Annotated in this window: 9 protein-coding genes and 1 other RNA gene; all 10 read right to left on the reverse strand. The window is 37.9% G+C overall.

The window, feature by feature from the left end:
- Positions 1-140 precede the first annotated feature (140 nt).
- A complete protein-coding gene (gene murD / locus ACFILW_RS04090) occupies positions 141-1535 on the reverse strand; it encodes a UDP-N-acetylmuramoyl-L-alanine--D-glutamate ligase (RefSeq protein ID WP_375623383.1) in 1395 nt (464 codons plus the stop codon).
- 4 nt (positions 1536-1539) lie between these two features.
- Positions 1540-2610, reverse strand: a complete 1071-nt coding sequence (mraY, locus tag ACFILW_RS04095) for a phospho-N-acetylmuramoyl-pentapeptide-transferase (protein WP_375623385.1) — start codon at positions 2608-2610, stop codon at positions 1540-1542.
- Between the two features lie 22 nt (positions 2611-2632).
- Positions 2633-4054 carry a UDP-N-acetylmuramoyl-tripeptide--D-alanyl-D-alanine ligase gene (gene murF / locus ACFILW_RS04100; protein ID WP_375685218.1) on the reverse strand — a complete coding sequence of 474 codons (1422 nt, stop codon included), beginning with the start codon at positions 4052-4054 and terminating at the stop codon, positions 2633-2635.
- Entirely contained in the window at positions 4051-5502 is a 1452-nt protein-coding gene (locus tag ACFILW_RS04105) for a UDP-N-acetylmuramoyl-L-alanyl-D-glutamate--2,6-diaminopimelate ligase (RefSeq protein WP_375685219.1), read from the reverse strand. The genes murF and ACFILW_RS04105 overlap by 4 nt, the downstream gene beginning before the upstream one ends.
- 23 nt (positions 5503-5525) lie before the next feature.
- Entirely contained in the window at positions 5526-7268 is a 1743-nt protein-coding gene (locus ACFILW_RS04110; protein WP_375646156.1) for a peptidoglycan D,D-transpeptidase FtsI family protein, read from the reverse strand.
- Positions 7268-7672, reverse strand: a complete 405-nt coding sequence (locus tag ACFILW_RS04115; protein ID WP_375623393.1) for a hypothetical protein — start codon at positions 7670-7672, stop codon at positions 7268-7270. The genes ACFILW_RS04110 and ACFILW_RS04115 overlap by 1 nt, the downstream gene beginning before the upstream one ends.
- The gene (gene rsmH / locus ACFILW_RS04120) at positions 7669-8667 is read right to left on the reverse strand and encodes a 16S rRNA (cytosine(1402)-N(4))-methyltransferase RsmH (protein ID WP_375623395.1); all 999 of its coding nucleotides are present in this window, start codon (positions 8665-8667) and stop codon (positions 7669-7671) included. The genes ACFILW_RS04115 and rsmH overlap by 4 nt, the downstream gene beginning before the upstream one ends.
- A 263-nt stretch (positions 8668-8930) precedes the next feature.
- Positions 8931-9318: RNase P RNA component class A (rnpB, locus tag ACFILW_RS04125), an RNA gene on the reverse strand.
- A gap of 84 nt (positions 9319-9402) precedes the next feature.
- Positions 9403-9912, reverse strand: coding sequence for a lytic transglycosylase domain-containing protein (locus ACFILW_RS04130; protein ID WP_375623397.1), 510 nt, complete (start codon positions 9910-9912; stop codon positions 9403-9405).
- Positions 9913-11264: 1352 nt separating this feature from the next.
- Positions 11265-11642 (reverse strand): hypothetical protein, encoded by a 378-nt coding sequence (locus ACFILW_RS04135; protein WP_375623399.1) that lies wholly within the window; start codon positions 11640-11642, stop codon positions 11265-11267.
- Positions 11643-13451 lie beyond the last annotated feature (1809 nt).

Raw genomic sequence — 13451 nt, forward strand, 5'->3', positions numbered from 1 at the left:
TATCTGCCTTATCCGTTTTATAAATTGTTTCAAAGTGATATGGTTCCCCCGCCTGTTTAACAAACACTTTAAAAACTAAATTACATAAAAAAAGATTCTGGAGTCTTAACGCAAAAATATTTTTTTATAACTGATGCTTTTTATTGTAACTGCATCACAAAAGAGACAAATGCTTCGCCCCGTTCTTCATAATTTTTAAATTGGTCATAACTTGCACAAGCAGGTGACAAAAGAACCGTCACCTCTTTTGCCTTACAACCTATTGCGTCAACAGCTGCTTCACACACCGCATTTTTCAAAGTTAAGCTCATAGAAAAGGGAAAAGCAGATCCAATAGTGCGAGCAAATTCTTCCGCCGCGCTCCCAATCAAATAGGCTTTACGAATTTTAGGAAAAAATTCTCTAAGAGACTCAATTCCTCCCTTTTTTGCCTGTCCCCCAACAATCCAAAAAATATCATTAAAGGTGGAAAGTGCAGGAGCTGTTGCATCTGCATTAGTCGCCTTGCTGTCATTGATAAACAAAACTGCCCCCATTTTACGCACTTGCTGCATACGATGATCCAACCCTTTATAACTTGCTAAATGCTTGTTCATAAAGGGATCGGTTATTTTTAAAGCCTGCAACGTTGCCAGTGCCATAAGAGCGTTTTGCGCATTATGACTTCCGCGCAAAGCATCCATAGACGCGAGATCTGCAAGCATATGGCGCTGTCCTTGACGAACAGAAAAGAGTTTCGTTTCCTCTGCATAAAAACCATTTTCAACAGAATGATCTTTGGAAATTGCCTCAATTTGCTTCCCCTCATCAAGTAACTGTTGATATAAAACCCGACAAGCTGCATCATCAACTGAAATAAAAGCCTGAGAAGCCTGAGCAACCAGCTGCCTTTTGGTTTGCACATAACAAGCAAAACTTCCATGTCGATCAATATGATCAGGTGTGAGATTTAATAAAAGTCCAATGGTCGGCTGAAGAGAGGGAGTAAGATCAATTTGAAACGATGAACATTCAATCACATAGATACGTTTTTTAACAAAGGGCTTAAGGGTTAATATTGCCTTTCCGATATTTCCCCCCATCTGCACATCATAGCCCATTTTTTCCAACAAATGCGCAAGTAAAGATGTTGTGGTTGACTTCCCATTCGTCCCCGTAATTGCAATGAAAGGAACATCTTGGTCACACAAACCATAATGCTGTAAAAAATGATGGCGCGCACGAACAAACAACTCAATATCACCGATAATTTCTATATTTTTTTTTCGTGCTTTTTCAACAACCCAATGGGGTTGAGGATAATTTAAAGAAACTCCAGGAGCTACAATCAATGCAACAAATTCTGACCAGTCCTCATCGTGAAGGTCTCTTGTTGGAATATTTTGCCGAAAAGCTGCTTGCACACTCATAGGATTATCATCCCACGCCACCACTTCCGCACCGCCACTGATCAATGCTTGTGCCGCCGCCAATCCCGACGTCCCTAATCCAAACAGAGCAACTTTTTGACCTTTATAACACGCAACAGAAATCAAAATCTCACCGTAATTTAAGTGTTGAAAGACCAATAAGAGCAAGAACAATTGAAATAATCCAAAAGCGTATCACCACTTGGCTTTCAGTCCAGCCTTTTTTCTCAAAATGATGATGTATCGGTGCCATAAGAAACACGCGTTTTCTTGTTAATTTGAAATAACCAACCTGAATAACGACCGAAAAAGCTTCCACAACAAAAAGCCCACCAATAAGAGCCAAAACAATTTCGTGCTTCGTAGCGACCGCAACAGTCCCCAAGAGTCCTCCAAGAGCCAACGAACCAGTATCTCCCATAAAAATAGCAGCTGGTGGTGCATTAAACCACAAAAAGCCAAGCCCAGCCCCAACAACAGCTCCCAATAAAACAGCCAGTTCACCTGTTCCCGATACATAATGGATTTGGAGATAATCAGCAAAATTCATATTACCAGAAAGATAAGCGATCAGAGCAAAAGATAAGGCTGCAACCATCACAGGAACGATAGCAAGCCCATCAAGTCCATCCGTCAAATTAACCGCATTACCCGTCGCAACAATGACAAAAGCAGAAAAAGGAATAAAAAACCAGCCCAAATTGATAAGATAATCTTTTAAAAAAGGCAAAGCTAATCCAGATGAGCCAATTTGCAGAATGGCAAAAGCCGCAATGGCCGCAACACAAAACTCCAAGCTTAACCGTGCTTTCCCAGAAAATCCTTTGTCTGTTTGTTTTGTGACCTTAAGATAATCGTCATAAAATCCAATTCCCCCAAAAGAAAGCATAACCAATAGCGATACCCAAAAGTAAATATTCGATAAATTACCCCATAAAAATGCCGATACCACAATGCCGGTTAAAATCATCAATCCACCCATTGTAGGTGTTCCAGCCTTTTTAAAATGTGTTTGAGGACCATCAGCACGAATCGGTTGCCCCTTACCCTGCCGCAATTTAAGAGAAGCAATGATGCTAGGTCCAAACAAAAAGACGATAAGCCCCGAAGTAAGCATAGCCGCTATCGTGCGAAAAGTAATATAACGAAATACATTCACACCTGGAAGCCAATCACTAAACGAAGAAAAAAATAGCATCATGGAATAAAAAAACCTCTTAAAACTATGAAGAAACCGCTTTATAGCGATCAAGCAATGCAGTCACAATATTTGATGAACAAAGGCTATTGGATGATTTAACCATAAGCAGATCCCCAGAAGAAATTTCTGCTAAAAGAAGCGATAAAATTTTCTCAATATTTTCAGCATAATGAACCTTAACACCAGCAGACAAATCACTGACTAAAGATTTCATCGCCTCACCAAATAGAAAAACCGGATTAGCACCAGAAAGACGTATTGGTTTTATTAAATCACGATGAAGCTTTTCACTATACTCCCCTAACTCTAGCATATCCCCTAAAATAGCAATTCGCCGCCCCCCTTTCCCTACAGGTCCTGTAGCAAGAAGCTCAAGTGCAGCACGCATAGAAGCAGGATTTGCATTATAGCTTTCATCAATGAGATAAAATTCACCCCCATTTGATAAAGACAGTCGATAACGAACACCTCGCCCCTTTTGAGAAGAAAAATGGCGAAAAGAAAGAAAAACAGGCTCTAACTCAACCCCCATAGCATCACAAGCAGCAATAATCCCTAAACTATTTTGCACAATATGGCGCCCAGGAGCACCAATTTGGACCTCCCTATCCTGCCCCCTCATACGCACAATCATAGAAGAACTATCGGTTAGAAGACGTATATCATGCGCTTGATAATCAGCATCTTTAGTCTCACCAAAGCTTAAGATCTTTTTTACACCGCATTTCTTTGCTTTTTGAACGAGATAAGAAAAAAAATCACTATCCGCATTTAAAATGGCAATGCCTTCCTCATCCAATCCTTCAAAAATTTCAGCTTTTGCCTCTGCTATTTCTTCAAGATCTTTGAAAAAACCCATATGTCCTGCACAAATATGTGTAATGAGAGCAATATGCGGACAAACCAGTTTGACCAGAGGGCGAATTTCATCTTTATGATTCATGCCAATTTCAAAAATACCATAATCACTCTCCATAGGCATCCGCGCTAAAGTGAGTGGAACCCCCCAACAATTGTTTAAAGAAGCGAGATTCGCATGAACATTCCCAGCCGTTGCAAGTGCTTGTTTCAAAGCTTCTTTTGTCGTTGTTTTTCCCACTGATCCTGTTACCGCGATAATCTTAGCTCTTGAACGTTTGCGTGCTGCTTGTGCAAGTTTTTCTAAAGCTTGCAAAACATCAGGAACAACGATGAGTGGAGCAGCTATCTTTTCCATATCTCTCAAACGGTGTTCCGCAACGATAAGAACGCCTGCACCTCGTGCATAAGCTTGCGCAGCAAAATCATGACCATCAAGATGATTCCCCTTAATGCAGAAAAAAACATCACCTTCCGCAAGAGTACGACTATCAATGGAAACCCCAGAAAAAGTTTCTGGCAGACTTCCCATTACAACACCCTTAACAGCAGCAACAAGTTCTTGCTTATCCCATAAAGCTGTCATCTCTTTCGGTCCTCTAGAGCTTCTATCGCTTTCAGACGATCTGAAAAAGGATAAGTTGTCTGCCCTATAATTTGGCCATCCTCATGACCTTTCCCAGCAATGATGAGTGTATCACCAGCTTTCAAAAGTTCCACCGCATAAGAAATAGCCTCACCGCGATCTGCTATCTCTATTGCTGTTGGCACAGCCTGTAAAATATCCTTGCGTATTTTTTCTGGCATTTCTGTGCGAGGATTATCATCCGTTACAATAACAATATCCGCTTTATCCGCTGCAATTTTGCCCATCAAAGGTCTTTTTCCTTGATCACGATCTCCTCCACAACCAAAAACAACAACCAAACGCCCTTGCGTAAAAGGACGAACAGAAAGCAAAACCTGCTCCAAAGCTTCTGGTTTATGGGCATAATCAATATAAACAGGCGCATTATTTTCTGTCTTTCCCACAAACTCTAACCGCCCAGGTGCCCCCTGCAAAGTTTCAAGGGCAGAAAAAACCTTACGAGGTGAAGCACCCGTTGCAATTGCTAACCCCGCTGCCATCAGCGCATTGGCTACCTGAAAATCTCCAGCTAAAGGCAAATCAAATGTATAGATATTGTTTTCCACACGACACTCAATACACTGTTTTAAGCGTTGATGTTCAACACGATTAATCGTGATAAATTGCCCCTTACGACCAATTGTCAAGACACGGCGGCGCGCTTGTGTAACAACATCAATAACCTTTTGTGAATAGACATCATCAGCAAAAATCAAAGCAGGAGCAGATTCAGGCAAAAGTGTATCAAACAACCTCATTTTAGCCCGCAAATAATCCTCCACACACCGGTGATAGTCCATGTGATCTCGCCCTAAATTGGTAAAGGCACCAGCCGTTAAACGGACTCCATCAAGACGTCTTTGATCAAGCCCATGCGAAGAAGCTTCAAGAGCTGCATGAGTCACACCTTCATGAGAAATTTCAGAAAGTAACCGTTGCAAAACGACCGGATCAGGTGTTGTGAGAGAACCATAAACATTCCGTTTAGGAGAAACAACACCAACTGTTCCTATACTCGCAGCACAAAATCCAACATGAGTCCAAATTTGCCGAAGAAAAGAGACAACAGATGTTTTACCACTTGTACCAGTTACAGCAACGACCGTTTCAGGCTGAGAACCGTAAAAACGTGCAGCTGCCAACGCTAAACTATGACGAACATTAGAAACACGTAAAATGGGAACAGATAAATCCTCAAGAACAGCATGACAATCTGTAACGATTGCTCGTGCGCCACGCTTTATCGCATCATTTATATAGTGTCTTCCATCACTTTTTTTTCCTTGAACAGCGACAAAAACATAGCCTGGCAAAACTTGTCGAGAATCGGCACTAATTCCTGTTATTTTCATTGCGGAAAGATTCTGATCTTCAAGACATTCTGTAAAAACTGTTCCAAACAACATAACGATGCACCTTTATATTCATTTTACCGTTGTTTAACGAAACTTGAATGGCTCTTTTTACTTAAAAGAGGCTCATATTCTTTTTTAAAATCTGGTTTTACACCAAGAAGACTAGCCGTGCGACGAACAATATTAGCAAGCATTGGTCCAGCATTCATTGCCGCTGTTGCTGAACGTGTTCCCTCCTCTGGCTTTGGTTCATCGATAATTGTTAAAATAACATAGGCAGGATCATCAATAGGAAAAGCAGCTAGAAAACTATTGAAATTTTTTGTTTTAGAATATTTTCCATTTTCAACTTTCTCAGCAGTTCCTGTTTTACCACCTACACGATAGCCTTCTACTTTTGCATTACGTCCAGAACCAATATCACTATTTAATTGATAAAGGTAACGCATATTTTGGCTTGTTTTAGCTTGCAAAACCCGTTTTGCATGGTGCAAAGTTTGTTCTTTTGGTCGTTTTAAAAATGTCGGTGGAATTAACCAACCACCATTCATTAAAGCTGCCGCCGCAACGGCTGTTTGCAAAGGTGTTGTTGCCATACCATGCCCAAAAGAAATTGTCATAGAATGGATCTCCTTCCAATGATGTGGTACAATAGGATGAGCAACTTCAGGCAACTCTGTTACGAGTCGATCCAGTAACCCAAGTTTTTGCAAAAAATCACGATGTTTATCAATCCCTATCGCCAATGCCTCTTTAGCAGAACCAATATTGGAAGAATAAACAAAAACCTCCCATAACGTTAAGGGACGATTTTTTCCGTGAAAATCATGAATCATATATCCACTACTTGCCTTTATTGGCTTTGAAGCATCAATAATACTGTTTAAATGAAAAATATTGGAATCAAGTGCCATGGCGGTCGTAAAACTTTTAATAATCGATCCCATTTCAAATGTTCCGGCCGTCATCCGATTGAGACGATCACTTTTTAAAGCTTCAATAGGGTTTCCAGGATCAAAATCTGGTAGTGATGCCAAAGCCAAAACTTCTCCCGTATGTATATTTAAAATAACCGCTCCTGCAGCAATTGCCTTATAACGCTTCATAGCCTCAATAAGTTCATCATGGACAATTGCCTGAAGTCGCACATCAATCGAAAGCTGAACTTGTTTTAATGATTCTTCCATGGCAAGACCAGCAGCACGCAGAGCACTCAAACCCGCATCATCAATATATTTTTCCATACCTGCAATGCCTTGATTATCAACATTCACCATGCCGAGAATATGGGAAGTTACAGGTCCATCGGGATAAAAACGACGAATTTCAGTCCGAAAACCAATTCCTGGAATACCAAGTGCCATAATTTGTGTCTTCTGCATTGGTGTTAACCCACGCTGTATCCAAGAAAAACCAGATTTTCTTTTTAAGCGCTTATAGGTTTCCTGCCAATTAAGATCAGGCAAAACTGTTGAGAGCAATTCAATTGTTTCATCCACATCAATAATACGTCGTGGCTCAGCAAAAAGTGAATAAGTTTTAATATCTGTTGCCAATAAACGACCATTACGATCAACAATATCAGGCCGTGCCATCAATTGAAGAACTCCTGGCCCCTTTGCTTCTTCAATCTGTCCACCTTCCAACCCATAAGAAATAAGGCAAGCCACCATGATGCCATATAAAATTAAAAAGCAGAACAACGAAAAAAGCAAACGTGGACGACTGGAATAGGAACGACGAACAGAAACATTATGATTATTCAACGAATTCTTAAAGTGCTTTTTCTTCTGTAAGAATAAAAAAGTCGACTTCATCACTGCACGCCTTTTTGGACAACACCATTCATCTGAAAATCTCGCCGATTTGCCAAAATATCTTGATTATCTTCCAAAATATTTTGTTTAATCAATTCTTCAATTGGATCATGTACCCGTACCGGAATGTCCTTCAATTCTACGATTTGACGCGGCTGTATAACTTCTAATCCAAGTTCTTTTTGATAACGTTTCGCAAGTTTTTGCATGCGCGAAGGCTTGATCATCACAGCCCACTCAGCATGAAGCAAACTCACCGTATTTTTTGCTGCAGCAATTTCATGCTCAAGATGACGAATTTCGTTCATTCGTTTTTGAACATCATATTTTACCTTATAAGTAAGACCTGCCATACAAATCATAATCATCACTAAAATCATATCAAATGTACGAAAAACTGTCATTTCTTGCTGCCTTCAAAACTGACAATCTCTGCTAAACCAAATAATTTCATATCTTCTGCAAGAGCCTCTGCCTCAGTCCGTACACCAATACGCAACCGCGCAGAACGTGAACGAGGGTTTTTTTGTAACTCCTCTTTGGTTGCCGTTATCCCACCTTTAAACAACGGAAAAAATGTTGCTGGAGCAGCCTTTATTTCAGGCAAATAGCGTGATCTCCCACATTCTCCAGAACGAGCCGAAAAAAATCTTTTGACCATACGATCTTCAAGAGAATGAAAACTGACAACCCCCAAACGGCCTCCAGCTTTTAAAACGCGTTCAGCAGCAAATAAACCACGCGCCAATTCACCAATTTCATCATTAACATAGATACGAAGAGCCTGAAATACACGTGTTGCAGGATGAATACGCTCTCCCGGCTTACGCCCTACCAACGCTTCGATAGCATACGCCAAATCACCCGTACGTAAAAAAGGCTGAACAACACGACGCTTTTCAATCATCCGTGCAATTCGTCCCGCATAACGCTCTTCTCCTAATATCTTAAAAATACGCGCTAAATCCCTTGCCTTTAAATGATTGACAACATCACTGGCTGTAAAACCAGTCTGAGCCATTCGCATATCTAAGGGACCATCTTTTTGAAAAGAAAAGCCTCTTTCTGCTTCATCAAGCTGCATTGAAGAGACACCAATATCCAAAATAACCGCATCCACCTTCTCTTCAACGACACGATCGAGCTGTGAAAATGTCATGTGTACCAAACGAAGGCGTGGAAAAAATTCATCAACAAGCGATTGTCCCGCACTAATAGCATAAGGATCACGATCAAGAGCAATCACCTGTGCCCCTGCCTTTAATAAAGCACGCGTATAACCACCAGCACCAAAGGTGCCATCAATCACTTTTGCTCCAACCAATGGCATAAGCCCAGCCAAAACTGGCTGCAACAACACTGGAATATGGCGTTCAGCTCTTTGATCCTGCTTTATCAAAATAATCCGTCTTGAAGTTATGCTGTTTCAAATCAACAGCTCTCTCATGGTAATTGATATCAGAATAACTCAACTTTCAACTTTCACATCAATCACAATGAACAAAAAGCTAAAGTTATCCCGATACGCATCCTAACGCATTATGCTTAAAGAAATGTTATAATTTTTTTAAATATTCTTTGTTCAAAGATACATTTCAAACACACCGACTCCATGAAAGCACATATGGAATCGATCTTATAAAATACCGCGTATAATCATGAAATATCAGTCGGCCTATAAGCCGGGTTCTGTATAGTAAAGCTTACACTTTACATGGCAACCATTCATCTGGGACGGATGTTACCATCCGCCTCGTGCAACCTACCCGAATGACTCGCCCGGAAATCGGCTGCAAATTAATTGCACGTCATTTCTATTTGGTCTTGCTCCCGGTGGGGTTTACCTTGCCACATTCATTACTGAATGCGCGGTGGGCTCTTACTCCACCCTTTCACCCTTACCTATAAAAATAGGCGGTTTACTTTCTGTGGCACTTTCCCTAGGGTCACCCCTGCCGGGTGTTACCCGGCACCGTTTTTCCATGGAGCCCGGACTTTCCTCACCTGCCGCATTTCAGCATTGGACAAGCGCGGCTGCCCAGCCGACTGACATCCTAGGTTTATAAAACATTTTTTGCTCAGTGGAAATAGCATCTTAAAATATTTTATGACAAACCTCTCTCAACAGATGTTTTTATTTTAATGAAGCCAGATAAGTTTTTACTTTTGTGCAATATTTCGCTGAAATGGAATTCATTTTTTTTGCCGCATGGCCTGCGTTATATTTCAGGATTGTACCACACGTACTTCCACCACTGAGTTTATATGCCCGTGCCAAATAACGCATACCATATTCAAGATTGGTCGCAGGATCGTACAAATCTTGTACAGAACCACTAAAGCCCAACCCTCGTGCAGTAGAGGGTTTAATTTGCATCAAACCTATTTCGCCAGCAGCCCCCTTTATACGTGCCTTATAATTACTTTCAACTTTTACAACAGCATGTGCTAAATTAACGGGAACATTATATTTATTTGCAAGTTTCTGAATAAGAAACTCATAAGGACGAGCAGAAATCTGAGAAGCAACACTCCCTAAACCTTCTCTTGTTTCTGCAACATTTAAAACACTATGAGCCAAACTTATATCAAACACAAAAAATACAGCATACGCTGTATTTAACAAGATTTTCAAAAATTGCATTTTCTTTCTCTCACTCAAAAATTCTCAAATTCTAACCGCGAATAATTTCCAAATGTATTGTACAAAAAAAGAAAGCAAGAAAACGGCTTGAAAAGGGAAATATTAAGACAATTTCAAGATAAAATTCTTTATAAAAAGAAAAACTCTTTATACATAAATTATAGATTTCTCTATATCATCAAATAAAAAAACTAAAAGACTATAACTCAACTTATATCATATTAACTAAAATGATATATTTTATCAAGTTCTGCTATATCTATTGTATCAATCGATTTTTATATTATAAAATAGCACTTTAAAGAGATATGATATTTTTTACATACGATGATTAAATTTTTTATTGAGATCAATTCCACAAAGCAATAGAGACGAAACCATCTTTATCGAAGATCCTCGATATCAAAAAAATTTCACAAAAAATATAAACCGTTATCAACACTTCTTTCTGGTTAATAAACACCCACTACACTCTTTATGTCCGATAAAACCTCAACAAATCCCCCCATCATTACGCATAAAAAATTCATAAATATACTAAAACCATTATACTCTTTACCAATTCAAAATATTGCAATAGACTTTTAGCTCTCAAGATGTCTCAAAGAAGCTTTTTAATTCCTTTTTTAAAGAGCTTTTATCCACACAAGCCTCCTACTTGTGGTGTACAAGAACCTGATTTTAATTTTTTCACCATGGATAAATTTAAAATGAGAGAATTTTACAATTCTTAAGATTCTTACTCAAGATGAAAATGATAAATTATCATTATAGAACAATATACTAAAAAATATATCTGTCTTTTTCCCTACAACAAAGCTTAACAATGACTTTTGTCTGTTTTTTGAAAAATGTTAGAAAGCTCAATACCCCCAAAGCCTTTTGAAATAAAAATAGACCTCTCATCTTCATTCAAATATTTTTTATTTGTTACAGACTATCATCTTATTAGCCTTGCACCTCATTTTCAGAAATAATACAAGTGGATAAATATCCTAAAATCCGTAGAACAAAGGAAGCTTAAATCCTTTAAAAATTTTTTATTTTCTCATATCAAATAAAAAATAACTGACATATAAAATGCAGTTAATGTGTTTTATTATAGTCAATACCGCTTTTGCTTTTGTCATTGTAGCGCTTGATAATGCAATTAACTTGACCAATACCCTTAATAGACTTTCTATCTCTCCTGTAATAATTGCAACATTACCATTATACTCCGATTGCTTACCTTTTGAGTAAGATAAATTTGTTAATTATCTTAAAAATTGATTATCTCCTCGCACTTTTCAAGATTTCATGAAAAGCTCTTGCTCCTTAAAATAAAACCCAAAAGCGCGATTAAAAAATAGCTAAAAATAAGTATTAGCAATGGAAGGACGAGAAATCGCTTTCGAGAGAGCCATAGCAACAGTTTCACCAGATTTTTGAGCCTGTTCACGACTCTGACCACTTTTAACAGCAAGCGCAGTTACATCACGACGCAGCTGCGCAATAAACAACTCTTGCTGTTGAGGGGTCATCTTAGAAAGATGCTTGATAATATCTGGAAAAGATACGGATAATCTCTCTAATAACTCCTCCTCTGTTACATCAAGCTGCTGAGAAGAAAAAGAAGAGCGACTGGAAAAAAACTGATAAACAACACTACTTCGAGAAGCAAAAAAGACAGCGCCAAAAATAAAAAATACAAATAAAACAAAAATAATACGATGCGAAAAAGATTCCATTATCTCTTACCTAAAGATCACAGAATACAAACATAGATTCCTTTTATGATTTCCCTTATAGCATTCAACAATGCCTCAATAAAGAAAAATCAAATTATTCAAAATGAATACGCTAACACTATCCGCCTAACAAAACTTTAGGTACTATAGGCGAAACAATAACAGATCTTACACTTCCCCCCTATAAAACCTTACACATCCCCTAAAATAATTATAAAAAGCCTGACTGAGGAAATCCTCAGTCAGGCCAGACAATCTAGGGGATCCACGCGGGGGGGGGGAGGAGGTTCCCCGATCGTCCTCTCACATCAACCACTAAGATAGCCGATGCAATATTCTTGCTATGGAATAAAATTCTTTAAACAACAAGAAATTCTTATCATCTTCTACGCAAAAAAACATAAAAGAATTATAAATTATTTAAAAATGTTTAAATTTAGGCAAAAAAAGTTCAAAATGACCCAATTTGAAGCAATTTTATTTCTAGAAGCACCAATTAGAATCTACGATCATTATAACTTTTAAATAGTTTCTTTCATAACTCTGATGATCATAATTAAAAAAACAGTAATTTCTACGTATCCACCCTATAAAAATCAAACTACGTAAAAGTAGAATCATTTTTCCAACAGCAATCACCACAAAAAGAAAAACGTAGATTTTTAAAATCTTACACAAATAACCGTAAAAAATGAAAAACTTTTTCTTGCAAGAAATCTATGAATTATTCATATAAAACAATAAATTATAGAAATAAAATCTTATCTATTTTTATAAAAAATTTCTGTAAATGATCATTAAAATATTGTTACATCCCTCATGTAACAATCAATGAAAAATTTAAACAGCTTAATCGTATGAAAAAATGAGAGCTCTAACGGTATTTGCTTCGAATCACGCCCTACAGTCATTGCAAATCACGATAAATCATTTTACAATAACCAACAGTCTCTAACGCATCTTAACATAACAAACCGAGATCAATGCAGACATTTTTGCTTAATCTCTATCATTTAAATGATCCCGTAAAATAATACACATAGTAATTTCTATGCTCAAAAATTGTTATAGTCTGTTCTTCTAACGTAAACAATTCATTGATTTACAATCATAACTCATCATTTTACAATTTACATGAGAGATCTCAAGAACGTAAGGTTCCCTTATTTTCAATCTTCGTCTATTGAATCAATGAATAGCCATACTATCGCACATCACAAACAAGAAGAAGTATATGGATAAAAAACATAAAACGATAATGCCGGCTTACAACTTTCATTTAAACTAAAGACGATGGTGCCCTATCAATTTTACGCTATACCCACGGACTGCGTCATAAGATGAGCGGCAAACATAAAAAGAAAGAAAATACGTTTGGCAAGAACAATGGACTTATTTAATAACCTTCATAACTTCTCATGATAAAGAGATACGAAACTTTAGTGTAATATCACGCTTTTCTTTCCTACTTTCAGCCACGAACTATCCATAGATCATCGCCGATCTTATTTTTATGAATATAATGCAAAACACATAGATGAACACCATATATGAATGCTTATAGGAAGAAATAAACGTAAAGCCAGATGCGTTATTATAACCGTTGTTGTACAAAATGTTTTTAAAATTCAGAATATCACTCCAATCATTACCAATTTATGAGTAATTTTATGGCATCATCTACCAAGCTTTTACTTTTTCTATTACTTGTAAATCAACACCTGCTCTAAACATAGCAATATGTTTGAAATAAAGATTAGAGCAAATGAGAGCCATGTGAAAAGTTCTAGCTTTTATATGCCCAATTAG

The sequence above is a fragment of the Bartonella sp. TT110JLCBS genome (genome assembly GCF_042193405.1).
In the GTDB taxonomy this organism is placed as follows: domain Bacteria; phylum Pseudomonadota; class Alphaproteobacteria; order Rhizobiales; family Rhizobiaceae; genus Bartonella.

Excerpts from the sequence above, each read along its gene's own strand:
- murF (WP_375685218.1), bottom strand. The coding sequence starts at position 4,054 with ATGACAGCTTTATGGGATAAGCAAGAACTTGTTGCTGCTGTTAAGGGT.
- ACFILW_RS04130 (WP_375623397.1), bottom strand. The coding sequence starts at position 9,912 with ATGCAATTTTTGAAAATCTTGTTAAATACAGCGTATGCTGTATTTTTT.
- ACFILW_RS04115 (WP_375623393.1), bottom strand. The coding sequence starts at position 7,672 with ATGACAGTTTTTCGTACATTTGATATGATTTTAGTGATGATTATGATT.
- ACFILW_RS04135 (WP_375623399.1), bottom strand. The coding sequence starts at position 11,642 with ATGGAATCTTTTTCGCATCGTATTATTTTTGTTTTATTTGTATTTTTT.
- ACFILW_RS04105 (WP_375685219.1), bottom strand. The coding sequence starts at position 5,502 with ATGTTGTTTGGAACAGTTTTTACAGAATGTCTTGAAGATCAGAATCTT.
- mraY (WP_375623385.1), bottom strand. The coding sequence starts at position 2,610 with ATGATGCTATTTTTTTCTTCGTTTAGTGATTGGCTTCCAGGTGTGAAT.
- ACFILW_RS04110 (WP_375646156.1), bottom strand. The coding sequence starts at position 7,268 with ATGAAGTCGACTTTTTTATTCTTACAGAAGAAAAAGCACTTTAAGAAT.